The sequence below is a fragment of the Thalassospira sp. CA1 genome, assembly GCF_059052855.1.
Genome location: NZ_JBZCIA010000001.1, coordinates 280,313 through 297,423, shown reverse-complemented (window position 1 = coordinate 297,423; position 17,111 = coordinate 280,313). Strand labels below are relative to the sequence as shown.

Here is a 17,111-nt window from a genome sequence, read left to right as displayed (position 1 = left end):
GCCTGAAATGCGTGAACCATTTCTACTTTGGTTCAACCTCTTTGTCGGGACATTGTTGGCAGCAACAAACCAATTTCGCAAGCGCAAAAATAATGTTTGGCTTTAAACAAGGATTATGTTGCAGATTTTTACCAAAGATGGATAGTACCACTTATTAATTGATATCATAATTGGTACGGATTGGTTCGAATGTTTGAAATGGATGGCGCCATGAGCCTGTATCTCGTCTGGGGTGCAGCCATGCTGTTTGCTGGCGTCCTTGGCGGGATCATGGCCGGGCTTCTCGGTGTTGGTGGCGGGATTGTGATTGTCCCGGTGCTTTATCATTTTCTGACCACCATGGGTGTCGATGAAAGCCTTCGCATGCAGGTCGCTGTTGCCACATCGCTGACCACAATCATTGCCACAGCAATCTCATCAACGCGCAGCCACTATAAAAAGGGCTCGGTCGATACAGCGCTTCTCAAACATTGGGGCCCGGCGATCATCGTCGGCGTGATCCTTGGCACAGCAATCGGCGGACTGGCCGATGGCCGGGTTCTGACCATCGTGTTTGCCGTTGTCGCCCTGATCGTGGCTGGCAACATGATCCTTGTGAAAGACCGCGAAACCAACGAAACCAAAAACCCGCCAAAATCCGTCTGGGCGGTACTTGGGGTGATTGCCGGCAGTCTTTCGGCCATGATGGGAATTGGCGGCGGCACCATTTGCGTTCCAGTCCTGAATTTCCTGGGTTACGACATCCGCCGCGCGGTTGGCACGTCGGCCGCGATTGGTCTCATCATCGCCCTTCCCGGTACCATCGGCTATGCGATGTCGGGCATTGGCGTCGACGGTCGCCCGCCATTTTCAATCGGCTATGTCAATGTTCTGGCGGCGGCATTGCTTATTCCGATGACGGTACTGTGTGCACCAATCGGGGCACGTATTGCCCACACCATTCCGCGCCGGGCATTGCGCATGTGCTTTGGCCTGTTTCTGGCGATCACGTCTGCGCGGATGTTCTATGACCTTCTGAGCTAGGCATCCTTGCAAACATCTGGGAACAAACAGGAATTGTATATGCTTGTTCTTAGATAAACCAATGGCTTACAATGATAGGTGCACATTGGTTCGCCAATAAAACGCATTTGGAAACGCCGATAGAAACGCCATAAAAAAATGACCAAAAACCATGACTGAATTCGCGACCCAGGCGCTGGCAGAAAAGCTCAAGACCGGCTTTGCACAGGGGGACTTTGTCAAGGACGGGCGTGTGATCGCCGAACGCACCCTTGCCGAACAGCTCGATGTCGGTCGCCGGGCGCTTCGCAAGGCGCTTGATCAGCTCGAATCGGAAGGCCTGATCTGGCGCCGTCAGGGTCAGGGCACCTTTGTTGGCACCCCGCCGACCCCACGCCTGCGCAAGCTTGAAGGACTGGCCACCAAAACCAGCCCGTTTGAAATCATGGAAGTCCGTCAGGAAATCGAACCATCTATGGCCCGGTTCGCTGCCCTTCGCGCCTCACAAGGCGATATTGATGCGATGCGCAGCATGGTCGAAAAGGCCGCCCGCGCGACCACACAGGCCGAATACGAAAAATGGGATGCGGCCTTTCATCAGCGCCTGGCCGAATCGGTCAAGAACACCCTGTTTCTGGCGGTGTTTGAGGCGGTCAATGCGGTCCGCCGCGAAGCAGCATGGGCCCGCCTGCGTGAAAGCAGCCATTCAGACACATTGATCGAAGAATTAAGCAATCAGCATCGCGACATCATCAACGCGATTGAGCAACGCGACCCCAAACGCGCCGAAGACGCCATGCGCCGCCACCTGTCCGAGGTGGAACACGCACTCAAACAAACCTGATCTGATAACGATCTTCTGGCGGTCAGCCCTGCGGCGCAAAGTCCGCAAACATCCCGTGATAGGCCTTAAGCGGCGGCTTGGCATAGGCCCCGGCTTTGCTGGTGCGAAGCCCCAGAAACGCCATGGCCTCGATCATCTTGACCGCCGCACTGACCCCGTCAATCACCGGCACGCCTAACTCCTCGGTCAGGCGATCAGCGATATCGGTCATTCCCGCACAGCCCAGAACAATCGCCTCGGCATAGTCATCGGCAAGGCAAATCTCCGCCTGCTTTTTAAGCGCAGTATATGCCGCCTTGGCGTTGGCACCTTCGAAATCCAGCGTCCGCACACCGGCCGCCCGGACAACACATTGCGATGACGCCCCGTATTTGGACACCAGATGTTCAAGCGGCCGGACAGAGACCGGCATCGGGGTGACAATCGCAAAGCGCGATGACACGGCCGCCGCCATACGCAGGGCCGCCTCGCACAGTCCCAGCACCGGCGCACCGGTCAGACATCGCGCAGCATCGACCCCGGTATCATCAAAGCACGCCACCACATAGCCGCCAATTGGATCAGATTCCTGTTCGGGTGCAGCTTCAAGTTCGCGAATAACCGAAAGCAACCCGACACTTGCAAAGGCCTCGTCGTAATAGCCCTCGATACTATCCGGCCCGAAAGTCGGGTTAAGCGCCAGAACCCTGGTTGTCGGCGCAACGATCCTTTGCGCCTGTTCGCCGATCTTTTTGGTGAAGCCGGACGACATGTTGGGATTGATGACGGCAATGCGGCTCATGCTTTTTGTCCTTTGCGACGGCGCATGATGGCAACCGTGCCCAATGCCAGTGCAATCACCAGGAACGAGAACCCGGTGGTCACCGTGCCCAGCGCATAAAGTACCGGTGTGGTGACGTTGGTCGTCATGCCATAGATCTCAAGCGGCAGGGTGTTCAGCGCGCCAGCCGTCATCAAAGTTCGGGCAAATTCATCGTAGGACAGGGTGAACGAGAACATCGCAACCCCGATCAGGCTTGGCCCAACCATCGGTAAAACAACATATTGAATGGTTTGCCAGTTGCTTGCGCCCAAATCGCGCGCCGCTTCCTCATAAGACGGGTCAAACCGGTTAAACACCGCAAACATGATCAGAAGACCGAACGGGAACGTCCATGTCAGATGCGCACCAAGGGCGGAAGTAAACCATTGTGGTTGCCATTCAACGATATTGAACAACAAACCAATGCCCAGCGAAATCAGGATCGACGGCACAATCAGACTGGCAATCGCCAGATAGAAAATCACGCTGTCGCCCCGGAACCGCTTGCGGAACGCAAGACCAGCCATGAACGAAACAACAACCGTCACCACCATGACAATCAGACCAAGCTTAAGCGACCGGCTGAACGATCCACCAAAATCACCAACGGCCTGTTGTTCAAACAGATTGCCAAACCAGTGGAACGAGAACCCGTTCATCGGGAAGGTCAGACCGCCATTCTCCCCCTGAAAGGACAGAATGAAAATCGTCAGCATCGGACCATAAAGAAACAGCACGAACAGCGTAAAAAATGCCGCAAGGAAATAGAAGCTGGTCGGGCGGCGTTCACGGGTTTTGGTGAGTAATGCCATGATCACAGCTCCTTGCGGATATCAACAAGACGCAACAACGCAGTCACGATCAGCAAAACCGTGATCAGCAACACCACCGCACTGGCGGCTGCCGCCGGATATTGCAGAAGTCCGATTTCATTGGAAATCTGCAACCCGACCGAGGCACTCTGCCCGCCACTCATCAAACGGACCGTGATGAAATCGCCCATCACCACCGTGATGACAAAGATCGACCCGATGGCAATGCCGGGCTTGGACAGCGGGACGATGACGGATTTCAAGGTCTCGAACCCGCTGGCACCGGCATCGCGCGCCGCCTCGATCAAGGACCGGTCAATGCGCATCATGGAATTGAAGATCGGCACCACCATGAACAGGGTGTAAAGGTGGACATCTGCCAACACGACTGCGAAATCGGAAAACAGAAGGAATTCAAGCGGCTGATCGACAATCCCGAGATTGATCAGGGCAGAATTCAAAAGCCCGTTACGCCCAAGGAACGGGATCCACGAAATCATGCGAATGATGTTCGAGGTCCAGAATGGAATGGTGCACAGCATGAACAAAACGATCTGCCAGGTCAGACTGCGCACATGAAACGCCAGGAAATAGGCCACCGTAAACCCGATCAGCAGGGTAAAGACCCAGGTCAGAACAGCGTATTTCAGGGTATTGAGATAGATGCTCCAGGTTACCGAGGAGCCCAGCAGGTACTTGTAGTTCTCTAAAATGAAGTCCGGCAGGATGCGGTATTCGTCATAGTCCCAGAAGCTGACCACAACAATGGTCAGAAGCGGGATGACAAGAAACACCGCAAAGATCAGCGCCATTGGCGAGATCAGAAAATAGGACGATCTTTTTGACGTATCAGAAGCCATGCTCTGTCCTTGAAACCCTGCCAGAAAACCAAAAAGTAAAAACGAATAAATGGGCCCGACATGCTGTCGGAAAATTGAAAACGTAAAATCAGAAAGTCGGGGTGACGGGCGCGACCAAAGCCGCGCCCACCCAAAATCTGTCGCAGATTATGCTGCGATGAATTCGTTCCACTTGCGGACCATGTGCTTGTTCTCGTCCATGACGGAGTTCCAGCACGCGACCGAACCCATACGCTCTTCGTAGGAACCGCCATCGCGAACGGCACCTGCTTTTTCCATGACCTTGCCTTCCGGGGAAAGGATGTCGCCCTCGGCGGCTTTGCCTTCCATCCAGAAGCCCCACTCGTCTTCGGACATGAACTTCTTCGCGGTTTCCGGTGCTGCACTGTAGTAACCCTGACGGTTAAGATACGCACCAACCCAGCCCGACAGGTACCAGTCGATATATTCGTACGCTGCTTCAAGCTCGAGACCCGAAAGGTGCTTGGCAAGACCGATGCCGCCACCCCATGCACGATACCCTTCCTTAAGCGGCTGGTATTTGCAGGCGATGCCTTTGGAACGCACGGCCGCAACGGCTGGCGACCACATGGACTGAATGACGACTTCGCCAGATGCCATCAGGTTGACCGACTCATCGAAGCTCTTCCAGAAGGCGCGGAACTGACCGGCTTTCTTGGCATCGATCATGACCGCGATGGTCTTGTCGATTTCTTCCTGGGTCATGTTGCCCTTATCGCCATAGGTGACTTCGCCCATGGCTTCGCACACCATCGCCGCATCCATGATGCCAATCGACGGAATGTTCAGGATCGATGCCTTGCCCTTGAATGCCGGATCAAGCAGATCGGCCCAGCTGGTGATTTCGCGATCAATCAGGTCAGGGCGAATACCAAGGGTATCTGCGTTATAGATGGTCGGGATCAGGGTCATCCACTGGGTCGGTGCAGATGCAAACTCGACACTGTCGGCACCTTCAACGAAGCCAACCGTATGCGGCGCGGTACCCTGGGCAATTTCTGAATCCGGGGTCAGTTTGCCATCAATGAACAGCTTGGAGATGTACTGATAGTTTTTCAGCTTGGTGGTATCCATCGGCTGCATGGTGCCGGCCGGGAAGACCTTCTTACAGATCCAGTATTCGATATCGGCAATATCAAACGAGTTCGGCTGGGTCACGGCGCGCTGGGCAACCGCATCAGAATCAAGGGCAGTCATCTGAAGGGTAAAGCCAAGATCTTCTTTGACCTTGTCCGCAACGGCGTTGATGTTCGAAACACCGGTACCGAACTGACGCAGCGTAACGTCCTTGATGTTCTGCGCCCAGATGGTCGGGAAGCCGGTGATGGCGCCCGAACCGATGGCAGCACCGGTTACAACCGCTGCACCCTTAACGAAGCCACGGCGTGAAACGCCGGTTTCCGTCTCGATTGTTTTCTTCGAAATTTTCTTTTCGATCGTCATGTGAAGCACTCCTGATAGCTTGTTGGTTTATTTCATTCAGGCCAGAACATGGGCATGTTCCGGCTTCCAATAGGCGATGAATTTGTCCAGTCGCCTGACCGGTGCCTGCCGAAATTCGCTTTCGGTCTTCATTAGGGTTATTTCCTTGCCGTCGGCTGTCGTTGCGACAATCCGAACCCACAGGCCGAGATACTCGACCGTGGTGATTTCGACAGGGATCTGACCGTTCTTGCTGTCTTCTGGTGGCGTTTCGTCCAGACCGATCAGGTCGGTACGAATGGTGAATTCGATGTCCTCGCCCGCCTTGCCATCGGCAAATCCGGGCAGGAAGAAACTGTCTGGACCGCGCGCAAGCAACGTGCCGGCCGGGCCGGATTCCGAAACGGTACCTTTGAAGATGTTCTGACCGCCCATGAAGTTCGCGATAAAGCGCGATTTGGGCTGGTTAAAGATTTCGTGCGGGGTGCCTTTCTGGCGAATGATCCCGTCTTCCATCACGACCACCATGTCCGAAAGCGCCAATGCCTCGTCCTGGGCGTGAGTGACATGGACAAACGTGATGCCCAGCTCCTGCTGAAGACGGCGCAATTCATCGCGCATGCGCGCCCGCAGGAACGGATCAAGGGCCGAAAGCGGCTCATCAAGCAAAAGGACGGATGGCTCGGTAATCAGGGAACGCGCCAATGCAATACGCTGCTGCTGCCCGCCAGAGAGCTGGTCGGGCTTGCGATCTGCAAATTGCTCCATATGGACCCGGGCCAGCATCTCTTTGGCCCGATCTTTACGATCCGATGGGGAGACACCTTGCATCTTGAGGCCAAAGGCAACGTTCTCCGCACAGGTCATGTGCGGGAAAAGTGCGTAATTCTGAAACATCATTGCCGTGCCGCGTTTGACTGGCGGCAATTCGGTCACATTGCGATCCCCGATGAGAAGATCGCCCTCGCTGATCACTTCATGACCGGCAATCATGCGCAGCGTGGTTGACTTGCCGCACCCCGACGGACCAATCAAACAGCAATACGCCCCTGCCGGAATTTGCAGATCAATCGATTTCACTGCCTGTGTGCTGCCGTAAAATTTACTGACAGCAATCAATTCAATGGCCCCGTTGCCCGTCATCCGTTCACCCGTCGCTGCATGCAAAATTGTTAACAATCATGTCAGCGATCTAAGGCAAGATGCGTGCCACTTGATTTCATTGGCAGTTTTTCAACGAGTCCCACCAAACTGTCAAAACTGGCGCGTTTGTGAGGCTCCTCATTCTGCCCGTTTTATGTCCATTTTATGCATATTTATTAATCACTGTTCTTTGTGTGCGAAAATTATAATCATCTTCGTCCCTGCACGGGAAATAAAGAACCATTTTATGTTGTGCAAATCGTCAACAATTTTGTAGAAATAGAGAACCACCCAACGAACATGAACGATGGAAAGTATCGTCACGATGGCCAAGGCCGAACAGACCGGCAGCTATAAAGGCAGCGAAAAGCTGCGCCCGGAGGAAATGATCTATCACGAGATGCTCGACGCGATCCTGGATCGCCGTCTGGAGCCGGGCATGAAGCTCATCGAGGAAGATCTTGCCAAAACCTTCGGGGTCAGCCGTGCACGCATCCGTGCGACTTTCCTGCAGCTCGCCCATGACAAGCTGATCAATCTGGTGCCCAATCGCGGCGCCTTTGTCGCTGAACCGACCATTGACGAAGCCATCGAAGTCTTTTCCGCGCGCCGCATGATCGAAGATGGCGTGGCGCGCAAGGTCGCCACCAGCATGACCCCGGAACGCGCCGAACAGATCAAGGCGCATCTGGATCGCGAACATGATGCCCATCATCGCGGGGATCATCGCGCTGCCATCATTTTGTCGGGTGAATTCCACCTGTTACTGGCACGGCTTAGCGGCAATCTGGTGATCGAGGAATTCCTTGAACGCCTGATCCTGCGCACGTCGCTGATTATTGCCATGTATGAAAGCCCGCAACCGGTCGATTGCTCCCACACGGAACATGACCAGTTACTCAACGCCCTGCTTAGTGGCGATCCCGATGTCGCGGCGGCTGAAATGTCACGCCACCTTGATGCCATCCGCGATCGCCTGCAATTGCAGCGCCCAAAACCGGGCAAAACCGATTTTGCCAGCATCTTTGGCCGCATCCCGACCTCGGAAGCCAGCTAAGCCTGTTTGCGATGTTCGGTAACGAACGCCATGCGCTTAGCGCGCATATTCCGTTCACGCATCACGCGGAACCCCGCTCGGATCCTCGCTACCGCGGTGATATTTGAACGTACCCGTCGATGTGCCGATCACATTGCCATCCGCGTCATAGGCAGTTGCCTCAGTAAACACCACCTTGCGTCCGCCGCCCTGCTTGCGGGCAACAACCCGGACCACACCATCCCTCGCCATCCCCAGGAAATTGGTGGTCAATGACAGGGTCAGGGATTTGCGCACATTGCCCGGCACCGGACAGAAACACACAGCATAGCCAGACGCTGTATCCATCAGGGTTGTCAGCACGCCACCATGCAGAATCCCGGCGCGGTTGCAGTGATGGTTTTGCAAGTCAAGTTCGACCACCGCGTGGTCTTCCGCCCATTCCACCAGTCGATAGCCAAGATGATCCTGCAATCCGCTGCCATGGGCCTGTTCATAAGCCAGATTATCGTGTGTGCCGGTCATGCATAAACCATCCCTGTCGTAAAACTCCCCAAGCTATAGCAGATATCGATAAGTGTCGAAAACCGCGATGAGTCGCATGCCTTGGCCGGCCCCGAGACAGCTCCCAACACGGTGCAAAATCGTCTGGAAAACCGCATCCCCTAATCAATGTTAGGCGATGCAACATGAAATAACGATTTTATTTCAAAGTGATAACAACACCATTCTCCAACCAAGAACGGGATAGCGGTGAAACGAGAATAGTCGTTCGAACCGGCTGTCGATATATCTGTAGTCACCCCAGACACAAACGGTTCTACAAGGATCAAAGCCATGACGACGATTGCTTACAAAGACACCACCAGCATCGAACGCGAAGTCCGTATCGGTTGGTTCACCAGCTTTGTTCGTGCCCTTCAGGTTGCCGTGATCATGAAAGCATCCCAGGCCAAAAACCACGCAGAACTGACTGCGGACTGGAACAAGGCATGGCGTCAGATTGAAGGTTAAGGCACCTGCCTTTCCGTATCGTTTGAGGATGGTGCGACGGTCCTTACATCATCGCACCCTCAAACTTCTTGACGCTTCGGGTTGAACCACCGACAACGGTTCCATGCAAAAGTTTGATATCGTGACCATCCGGCTTTTTGTCGCCATCGTGCGCGCCGGAAGTATCAATGAAGCTGCCCGGCGCGAACATATCGCGACTTCGGCAGTCTCGCGCCGCATTGGCGAACTTGAAGCCATGTTGGGCGTCAAGCTTTTGCGCCGCCTGCCACGCGGGGTCGAACCGACCGAAGAAGGCACGATCTTTGCCCGCTACGGCGAAAAGCTTCTGGGCGATCTGAACCATCTTTCCAACGAATTGCGCGATTTCAACGCCGGTGAAAAGGGCAAGATTTATCTTGCCGCTGTGACCTCGGCGATTTTGACCGGCCTGCCATCGTTCTTGGCCGATTTTGAACGCGATTTCCCGCATATTACGGTTGATGTCCGTGAACTGACATCACGCGAAAGTGCCGAAGCCGTCCGCGAAGGCCGCGCTGATCTGGCAATTCTGGCCGATAACAGCCCGCTTGGCGATCTGTCCCATGATGTGTTCTGTGATGATCCGATATGGGTTGTGACCCCCAAGGGTCATCCGCTGATCCCCAATGCCGATAATCCAAAACCGGTGAAATTTTCCGAAGCGGCCAAATACGACATTATCTCACTGCATGAAGGCGGCGTGATTGATGATCTGATTTCCGAGGCCGCATCGAAAATCAAACTCGACATGCATCCGCATATCAAGGTCGTACGATTTGGCTCCTTGCGGCAAATGATTGCGGCGGGTCTTGGGATTGGGTTCCTGCGCAAAAGCTCGGTCGCGGGCTATATCGGGCACATGAACATCGCTGGCGCCCCGATTGCCGATGACTGGGCCAAACGCCAATTATTGATCGCTCATGAAGGCAACGCCAATCTGACCAGTGCCGCGCGATTATTCCGCGATTATCTTCTGCGCAAATCGGCGGAAACACAGTTCAAACCGGTTTTGGGCTGATCCCGCTCATCAGGCAGAACGTTGTGCGCGTTCCGCCCAAAGGTCCTGTCCACTCGGCCCTAAGGGCACTGCCATACCGCCAAAACGCGCCACATGACGTTCGGCTTCTGCCAGAACAAGACCGGACAATTCAGACCACTGCCCGATTGGTGCCAGTACCTCGACACGTTCATCTGATTTGACATCAAGCAATTCGGGCAGATCTTCACGCGCATGCGTTCCACCACCTGCAAGCATAGGCACAATAATCGCCTGCCTGTGGGTGGCGATGTCGCGCCAATCGCCAAGCGATGGCGATCCTTCGATATTGCCAATGCAGATTTCCGCGCCAACGCAAATCCGCCCCAGACGATCCGCAAGCCGGACTGTTTCGGGAAGCGGATCGGTCAAGGTTTTCAAGCCGTGCGGAACAAGAAAGACAGATGTTTCAGAAAGGCTCCAGCCACGATTGCGTGCTGATGCGTGTACATGGGCTGCAATCATTTCACAAAAACCCGGAAGGTTGATGGCCGGTGGCAGGATGACAGCATCGCCGAGCCCCGCCTCGTGCAATTTAGCTGGCAGTTCTTCGAACACCAGATAGCCTTCACTGAAGAATAGCGGGAAAACAATCAGACGATTGGCATCAGCCGTTTCCTTAAGGATTTCGAGCTGATCACTGACAGAAGGTCGGCTTCGCATATATCCGTGGCTGACGCGGCCATTCCAGTCAGGTGCAATTGTCCGCGCAAGGTCCCCTGCCGGATCACCGCCATTACCGCTGTTGCCATGGGACACCATCATGAGTGTCGGCATTTCGAAATGTGGCATGCATCTCACCATAGTCTGCATTGTCTAAAGCGTAGTTTGCTATACGCATCATGCAACCTTCTGGATCGCCAGACAGGCAAAAACCCCTGTTTTGGCGCGAAAATTTCATTGCACCAGATCCCATCGCGGCTGATCGCCAAAGCGGTCCTGGATGAATTCAACCAGCAACCTGATACGCGCAGCAAGCTGACGGCTGGGCGGATACAAAAGATACAGGGACAAAGGACCCGGCGCATAATCGCAAAGAACACTGACCAGTCGCCCGGTCTGCAATTCCGGCCCGGCGATAAATGTCGGTAATTCGGCGATGCCCAGCCCGGCAAGGGCCGCATCACGCAACACTTCTGCATTGTTGCAGCAAAACACGCCATTGACCTGTACCGCGACCGGCCCGTCCGGCCCAGTCATTTTCCAGCGTGCCCCGGATGGCAGGTTGCCGTAATGCAAACAGGGCAACCGCGCCAGATCGCGAATATCGGCCGGTTCCCCATGCATTCGAATAAACTCGGGCGAGGCACACAGCACGCGACGCATCGGTACGATTTCATGATCGATCAAGGCAAGGGTTTCGGTCGGGCGGCTGATACGCACAGTCATGTCAAACCCGTCTGCCACCGGATCAATAAAGTGATCATCAAGCGACAGTTCGACCCGGATATCGGGATAGGTCCGGGCAAAATCGACCAATGCCGGCCCGAGATGCAATGTGCCAAAAGACATTGGCGCATTGATCCGGATATCCCCGGAAGGATGATCGCGATGTTCGCGGATGGAATCTTCTGCGTCCCCCAGATCGGACAGAATGGCTTTGGCCCGCTGATAAAAGGCCTGTCCGCTTGGCGTGACCGACACCTTGCGCGTTGTCCGGTTCAGCAATTGAACGCCAAGATCATCTTCAAGTGCCGCCACTGCGCGGTTGACCTGCGAACGTGATTGTCCGATCGCACGCGCGGCAGAGGCAAAACTTCCTTCTTCAACCACGCGCACGAAACTCTTGAGGCTGGCCAGTTTGTCCATGGTGCGTCTTCCTGTTTATCGCCTCAGTCGGTTCAGATTGTCGCATAATATGCAACACATTGGCGATAATTACACGAATTGTCTCCTCAGTTGAAAAGGGTATTCTGTCTTCAACAACAGACAACCTCATGGAGGTAGAAGATGCTTATTAAAGTTGATGCAGATACCCGCGGCCGTGCCCAGTTTGGCTGGCTTGATTCCAATCACACATTCTCGTTCGGGCACTACTACGATCCGAACCGCATGGGTTGGGGTCCGCTTCGTGTGATCAACGAAGACCGGGTGATTCCCGGTGCCGGTTTTGACACCCACGGTCACAAGGATATGGAAATCATTTCCTATGTTCTTGATGGCGCCCTTGAACACAAGGACAGCATCGGCACCGGATCAGTCATCCGTCCGGGCCGCCTGCAACGCATGACGGCCGGGACCGGTATCCGCCATTCGGAATACAACCATTCCAAAACCGACCCGGTGCATTTCCTGCAAATCTGGATCATCCCCGAAGCGGCCGGTCTGGAACCGGGTTACGAGGAAAAGGAAATCGCACGCCGCGATACCGGCTCTGGCCTGACCCTGATCGGCAGCCGCGATGGCCGCGAAGACTCGATCACCATTCATCAGAATGTCGATCTTTATGTCGCCCATCTCAGTGATGGCGAAAGTGCTCAGCACAAGATCGGCAAAGGCCGCATCGCCTGGGTACAGGTCGCGCGCGGCAGCCTGGCGGTAAACGGTGAAACCCTTAATGCCGGTGATGGCGCTGCGATCAAGGATGAAGACGAACTTGTCTTCTCGGACCCAGACAACGCCGAAGCCCTTGTTTTTGACATGGCGGCCTGAAGTGCGAAACCCGCGTGCCCCATGGTTAGGAGAACGACCATGACTTCGTATAATGCAAACACCCGCTCGATCATCCCTGCCCTTGGCAATGTATGGTCAACCCTGCAACCGCTTTCGCCTGTCATTGTCCGTGTGACCACCGGCCTTCTGTTGGTCCCGCACGGTGCCCAGAAACTGTTTGGTGCCTTTGGTGGTTATGGCCTCGAAGGAACCGCAGGCTGGCTGGAAAGCATCGGCTTTGTTCCGGGCTTCCTGTTTGCCCTTGCCATCGGCCTTCTGGAATTTGTCGGCGGCCTTATGCTGACAATTGGCCTTTTGACCCGTCCGGTGGCAGCGGCAGTTCTCGTCTTTATGGCGATTGCTGTTTCAACCCATCTTCCAGCTGGTTATTTCTGGAACGAGGGTGGTTTTGAAATGCCGCTGATGTGGGGACTTCTTGCCCTGTCCGTGCTTATTCAGGGCGGGGGAAAATTCTCTGTCGATCACAAGATTGGCCGTGAATTCTGATCATACCGCCAAATTCGTGCGTGCTTTCAACGGGCTGCCATAAGTGCAGCCCGTTTTTCGTTTGCTCCCCAAATGGGGATATTGCGCGCACCGGAAAATGGCGAAGATGGTGATCAAGCTAAAGATCCAACCATTGCAAAGTGATCCGGAACGAAGCCATGCACATCGCGTCGCCCAGAAACAGTCAGAATGATATCGAAATTGCAGACGGCTTGCGCCGCTGCAAAGGGGATAATGCATACCGCAAGCCGAATGCCGAAAAGCGTTTCCTGCTGGTCGATGACAGTATCGAAGTGCGCTTCTCCGTTCGCCGTGTCCTGCGCAGTGCCGGTGCCACGCACATAGACGTCGCTGAAAACGGCGAAATCGCCTTGCAGATGTTGGCCCAGGCGGGCCGCAAACAAACGCCTTATGACGTGGTGATTCTTGATTATATGATGCCCGGAATGTCAGGCATCGAATTGCTTTATGAGATCGAGCGCCGTGAAATCAAGAATGCCGAAGGTACACGCAAAATCATGTTGACCGGGTTCTATGACGCCAAGGTCAATGAAGAAGCCAAATCTGTCGGCGCAACCTTCGTTCTGAGCAAACCCTGCGATGCCGCCAGCCTGTCTGCAGCAATCGCTTAGAGAGCCATACAAGCAATGCCGCATAATGCCTCGATCATATTTGTTGATGATGACCTCAACGTTCTCAGAGGTTTACGGCGGCGTATGTTATCAATGCGTCCGAACTGGAAGATGCGCTTTTACGAAGGTGCGGAACAGGCGTTGATCGGACTGGAAGAACAGCCTGCAGACGTCGTCATTTCCGACATGCGCATGCCGTCCATGGACGGGGCGGAGTTCCTTCGGATCGTTGCAACACGCTGGCCGCAGACATCGCGCATTCTGTTGTCCGGCTATGCCGATGAAATCGCCATTCAGAATGGTGCTGCCGCGACCCATCATTTTTTGGCCAAACCCTGCACCGATAGCGACATCATCCAAGTTGCCGAGCGCGGCCTGATCATGAACAAATATCTGCGCGACCCGTATCTGGTTGATTTGCTTTCCATCGTTCCGGGCGATCTGATGTGGCCAATAACCTTTCGTCGCCTGCATTCCATACTTCAATTCAGCGGTCCCAGCAGCCATGCCGAACTTACTGATTTCGCAAACGATCACCCGGCGTTAACGAACCTTGTCCATGAGCTTGCCCTGCGTGAGCAACTCATACCCGCGGACAGTCATCCCGACTTCATCAAGCTTCTTAAAATCTTGGGTATCGAGACCATCAAAGCACTGTGCGTGCTGTGGTGCGAACTGGGACAACCCAGCCAGTTTGATGGCGAGCGGATCAGTGTCGACCTTCATCGTCCCCTTGTCCTGGGTCAGATGGCGGCCGAGATTGCACGACTTCGCAACCTTGAACCGGAATCTGTCGATCAGATCCGTGCCGCTGCTCTTCTGTGTCACATCGGCGATATTTTCACTGCCCGCGTTGTGCCTGAAAAACATGCAGCCAGCCGCCATCGTGCAGATGTGGATAATTGCGACATCATATCAGCTGAAATCAGTGAAATGGGCTTTGCTCATCCGGCTGTATCAGCGTGCCTGTGTGCATGCTGGGGTTTTTCCCATCAGATCATTGAAAACATCGCGTTTCATCATCGTCCGGAATCCGCACCAACCGACAGGTCGGAAAGCTTGCTGATTGTCTATGCAGCACAGCATTTTGCGCGCAAGGCAGGTGTTGATGGTGTGACACGCGCACAAAAATATGACCTCGCGCGTGGATTTATCACCCGATGCGGTGCAGCGGCTGATTGGCAGGTTTGGGAAAGCGCCTGCATTGGCAAGCACATCCCGCTGGAAGCAACCAAGCCTCATAATTTCTGAAACACGGCCTTCTGATCAAAAACCAGCCCGATTATCGAAGCAAACTATTAAGGTCACTTGGCCCTTCAAGGAGATCCGCATTGGTGTCAGTGGCGGCGTTTTGATCGGGTTTCGGCAACCGGATCACAAATTCTGCCCCGTCGATATAGTCCGCGGACAAGGTCAGGTCCCCGTTGAAATCATCCTGAATAAGTTTGCGACAGATCGGCAATCCCTGACCGGTGCCAACACCCCGTTCCTTGGTGGTGAAGAAGTAATCAAAGATGCGTTCCCGAATATTTTCGGGAACGCCCGCGCCATTATCACGCAAGCGGATATAGACATTGTCTTCATCGGACGTCACCAGAAGATCGATGCACCCGCGGCGCTGACCTGTTTCACGGATGGCTTGTGACGCATTGACGATCAGGTTGATCAGCGCTTGCGACAAGTGGTTTCTGCGCCCGCTGACTTCGGTGACATCGGACTGCATGACAACGTCCAGATCGGCGATATGTTTGACCTGGTTGCGCGTCAGGGTAACGGCGGTATCGATTTCCTCGGTAATCGAAATCGGCTCCACGGCATCGGTTGTCGGATGGGCAAATTTGCGAATACCACGGACAATCTCGGCAATCCGGTTCAGGCCCTGAATGCTCTCGTCAATCGCCATCGGGACTTCTTCGGTAATGAAGTCGATCTTGGGTTTATCAAGATTGAGCCGAGCCGGTTCATCGGGATTCTTGCGGTCAATCGCGCCAACCAGATCGGCGAAGCTGTCGGACAAAAATTCAAGATTGTTCTGGATATATTGTGCCGGCGTGTTGATTTCATGCGCAACCCCGCCGGCCAAGGTGCCAAGCGCATGCATCTTGGCGTAATCGGCGGCTTCCTCGATCACTTCCTGTTCCTGGCGCGCTTTTTGGGCGGCCATATCGGCGGCAAAAATCTTTTGGCGCTGGCGGATCATGAAAGTAGTAAGAACTGCCATGACAATCACACCGACGAAAAACAGATAGGACAGGATCTGAATATCGGTTTTCACGACCGAGATATTGTTGGCGTTGTAAATCGAAACAAAGTTCGTTGTACGCACCACCGCCTGTTGCAAAGAGTCGTTCATCGGCACAAGCAAACGATACAACGCGCTCAGCTTTTCTTCAGGATCGGTGATGGTCGCCAACGCCGCGTCAATCTTCTCGATCTGAAGTTCAAGCTGTTTGATTGTTTCGGCGACTTCCGGCACCGTGAACAACACCTCAAACCCGTCACCATCACGCAGCAGGTAGACACGGCTGACCAGAATTTCATATTCCAGCAGGACGCGGTCGACCACATCTTCGGACAAACCAAACCGGCCGATTGCAGCCTCGATGTCACGCTGCACGACAAGAAACTGACGCTGCACCTGAAAAACCGCCCAGACGAAGTTTTCTCGGTACTTGAACCGCTCATCGTCAAGCTGGTGGACAATCGCTGCCGACAGAAATCCGTAAAGCACGACAAACAGGACCAATGCGATAAACATGGCCCTGCCTGACTGCTTGAACAGGAATGACTTAATTTGCTGCATCAACAGACTTTACCTGCCAGACGGAATAAGCCCAATAGGTATCAGTCTGAAACCGCTCGTCGGCGTCATAGGGGAAGATGACCCAGAATGGCCCCTTTTCGCGCACCGACATTTCGGCATCATTGAGGTGATAGGCCAGAATGGCACCATCATTGCGCAGAACATCCGCAGGCACCATTACGTTATAGTCGTTGAGTGCTGAAACACGCACGGTTTCCGCTTTCAAGCCATAGGTGTCAAACAGCGTATCAAAGGCAACACCACGGAACTTCTGCACCCCGTCTGTCCACTGGGTCGAGGTATTGATTTCAGTGGCCTGCAGCTCCATCAGTTCCTCAAGCGAAACATGAACAGTTTCGCCATCAACCCTGGTCATGGACAATGTGCCCCCCGCCAAAGACGGGGTGACATGAAATCCAATCAGTGCGATCACCATCGCAAACAGTTTAAGGGCGCTTTTCATCATTCTTTTCATGCTCCATCACACGATTATACACAGTGGTTGCC

At 54.2% G+C, this 17,111-nt stretch carries 19 protein-coding genes; 9 read left to right on the top strand and 10 right to left on the bottom strand.

Going from position 1 to position 17,111, the window contains the following annotated elements; genetic code table 11:
- The first annotated feature begins 189 nt into the window (after window positions 1-189).
- On the top strand, window positions 190-1,023 hold the full coding sequence (locus AC5Q5A_RS01460) for a sulfite exporter TauE/SafE family protein (protein WP_120223964.1): 834 nt from the start codon (window positions 190-192) through the stop codon (window positions 1,021-1,023).
- 151 nt (window positions 1,024-1,174) lie between these two features.
- Window positions 1,175-1,846 carry a FadR/GntR family transcriptional regulator gene (locus AC5Q5A_RS01455; protein WP_064780149.1) on the top strand — a complete coding sequence of 224 codons (672 nt, stop codon included), beginning with the start codon at window positions 1,175-1,177 and terminating at the stop codon, window positions 1,844-1,846.
- 22 nt (window positions 1,847-1,868) lie between these two features.
- Here the strand turns inward: AC5Q5A_RS01455 and AC5Q5A_RS01450 are convergent, their stop codons facing one another.
- The 5 genes from AC5Q5A_RS01450 to AC5Q5A_RS01430 all read right to left on the bottom strand — a co-directional run bounded on the left by AC5Q5A_RS01450 (window position 1,869) and on the right by AC5Q5A_RS01430 (window position 6,906).
- Window positions 1,869-2,627 carry an aspartate/glutamate racemase family protein gene (locus tag AC5Q5A_RS01450; protein WP_493894081.1) on the bottom strand — a complete coding sequence of 253 codons (759 nt, stop codon included), beginning with the start codon at window positions 2,625-2,627 and terminating at the stop codon, window positions 1,869-1,871.
- A complete protein-coding gene (locus AC5Q5A_RS01445; RefSeq protein WP_063086472.1) occupies window positions 2,624-3,460 on the bottom strand; it encodes an ABC transporter permease in 837 nt (278 codons plus the stop codon). The genes AC5Q5A_RS01450 and AC5Q5A_RS01445 overlap by 4 nt, the downstream gene beginning before the upstream one ends.
- A gap of 2 nt (window positions 3,461-3,462) precedes the next feature.
- On the bottom strand, window positions 3,463-4,320 hold the full coding sequence (locus tag AC5Q5A_RS01440) for an ABC transporter permease (RefSeq protein ID WP_008888643.1): 858 nt from the start codon (window positions 4,318-4,320) through the stop codon (window positions 3,463-3,465).
- 147 nt (window positions 4,321-4,467) lie between these two features.
- The gene (locus AC5Q5A_RS01435; protein ID WP_008888644.1) at window positions 4,468-5,784 is read right to left on the bottom strand and encodes an ABC transporter substrate-binding protein; all 1,317 of its coding nucleotides are present in this window, start codon (window positions 5,782-5,784) and stop codon (window positions 4,468-4,470) included.
- A gap of 36 nt (window positions 5,785-5,820) precedes the next feature.
- A complete protein-coding gene (locus AC5Q5A_RS01430; RefSeq protein ID WP_008888645.1) occupies window positions 5,821-6,906 on the bottom strand; it encodes an ABC transporter ATP-binding protein in 1,086 nt (361 codons plus the stop codon).
- Between the two features lie 307 nt (window positions 6,907-7,213).
- Here AC5Q5A_RS01430 and AC5Q5A_RS01425 point away from each other — a divergent pair, with 307 nt between their 5' ends.
- Window positions 7,214-7,963: a GntR family transcriptional regulator gene (locus AC5Q5A_RS01425; RefSeq protein WP_008888646.1), complete on the top strand. Its 750-nt coding sequence runs from the start codon at window positions 7,214-7,216 to the stop codon at window positions 7,961-7,963.
- 54 nt (window positions 7,964-8,017) lie between these two features.
- Here the strand turns inward: AC5Q5A_RS01425 and AC5Q5A_RS01420 are convergent, their stop codons facing one another.
- The gene (locus AC5Q5A_RS01420; protein WP_493894080.1) at window positions 8,018-8,467 is read right to left on the bottom strand and encodes a PaaI family thioesterase; all 450 of its coding nucleotides are present in this window, start codon (window positions 8,465-8,467) and stop codon (window positions 8,018-8,020) included.
- A gap of 312 nt (window positions 8,468-8,779) precedes the next feature.
- On the opposite strand from AC5Q5A_RS01420, the gene AC5Q5A_RS01415 reads away from it, so the two are divergent.
- Window positions 8,780-8,956 carry a hypothetical protein gene (locus AC5Q5A_RS01415; RefSeq protein ID WP_157097706.1) on the top strand — a complete coding sequence of 59 codons (177 nt, stop codon included), beginning with the start codon at window positions 8,780-8,782 and terminating at the stop codon, window positions 8,954-8,956.
- A 103-nt stretch (window positions 8,957-9,059) separates the two neighbouring features.
- The gene (locus tag AC5Q5A_RS01410) at window positions 9,060-9,992 is read left to right on the top strand and encodes a LysR family transcriptional regulator (RefSeq protein WP_064780154.1); all 933 of its coding nucleotides are present in this window, start codon (window positions 9,060-9,062) and stop codon (window positions 9,990-9,992) included.
- A 9-nt stretch (window positions 9,993-10,001) separates the two neighbouring features.
- On the opposite strand, the gene AC5Q5A_RS01405 is transcribed toward AC5Q5A_RS01410, so the two are convergent.
- Both AC5Q5A_RS01405 and AC5Q5A_RS01400 read right to left on the bottom strand, forming a co-directional pair.
- Window positions 10,002-10,802 carry a CbiX/SirB N-terminal domain-containing protein gene (locus AC5Q5A_RS01405; RefSeq protein ID WP_493894079.1) on the bottom strand — a complete coding sequence of 267 codons (801 nt, stop codon included), beginning with the start codon at window positions 10,800-10,802 and terminating at the stop codon, window positions 10,002-10,004.
- 105 nt (window positions 10,803-10,907) lie between these two features.
- Window positions 10,908-11,819 carry a LysR family transcriptional regulator gene (locus AC5Q5A_RS01400; protein ID WP_197146256.1) on the bottom strand — a complete coding sequence of 304 codons (912 nt, stop codon included), beginning with the start codon at window positions 11,817-11,819 and terminating at the stop codon, window positions 10,908-10,910.
- 141 nt (window positions 11,820-11,960) lie between these two features.
- On the opposite strand from AC5Q5A_RS01400, the gene AC5Q5A_RS01395 reads away from it, so the two are divergent.
- The 4 genes from AC5Q5A_RS01395 (at window position 11,961) to AC5Q5A_RS01380 (ending at window position 15,052) form a co-directional block, all read left to right on the top strand.
- A complete protein-coding gene (locus tag AC5Q5A_RS01395) occupies window positions 11,961-12,662 on the top strand; it encodes a pirin family protein (protein ID WP_493894078.1) in 702 nt (233 codons plus the stop codon).
- A 39-nt stretch (window positions 12,663-12,701) separates the two neighbouring features.
- Window positions 12,702-13,169: a DoxX family protein gene (locus AC5Q5A_RS01390; protein ID WP_120223956.1), complete on the top strand. Its 468-nt coding sequence runs from the start codon at window positions 12,702-12,704 to the stop codon at window positions 13,167-13,169.
- A gap of 158 nt (window positions 13,170-13,327) precedes the next feature.
- Window positions 13,328-13,801, top strand: coding sequence for a response regulator (locus AC5Q5A_RS01385; protein ID WP_493894077.1), 474 nt, complete (start codon window positions 13,328-13,330; stop codon window positions 13,799-13,801).
- Between the two features lie 15 nt (window positions 13,802-13,816).
- Window positions 13,817-15,052 (top strand): response regulator, encoded by a 1,236-nt coding sequence (locus AC5Q5A_RS01380; RefSeq protein WP_493894076.1) that lies wholly within the window; start codon window positions 13,817-13,819, stop codon window positions 15,050-15,052.
- A 31-nt stretch (window positions 15,053-15,083) separates the two neighbouring features.
- Here the strand turns inward: AC5Q5A_RS01380 and AC5Q5A_RS01375 are convergent, their stop codons facing one another.
- Together AC5Q5A_RS01375 and AC5Q5A_RS01370 are read right to left on the bottom strand one after the other, a co-directional pair.
- On the bottom strand, window positions 15,084-16,604 hold the full coding sequence (locus AC5Q5A_RS01375; protein WP_493894075.1) for a sensor histidine kinase: 1,521 nt from the start codon (window positions 16,602-16,604) through the stop codon (window positions 15,084-15,086).
- The gene (locus AC5Q5A_RS01370; protein ID WP_493894074.1) at window positions 16,591-17,070 is read right to left on the bottom strand and encodes a putative pterin-binding protein; all 480 of its coding nucleotides are present in this window, start codon (window positions 17,068-17,070) and stop codon (window positions 16,591-16,593) included. The genes AC5Q5A_RS01375 and AC5Q5A_RS01370 overlap by 14 nt, the downstream gene beginning before the upstream one ends.
- Between the last annotated feature and the right edge of the window lie 41 nt (window positions 17,071-17,111).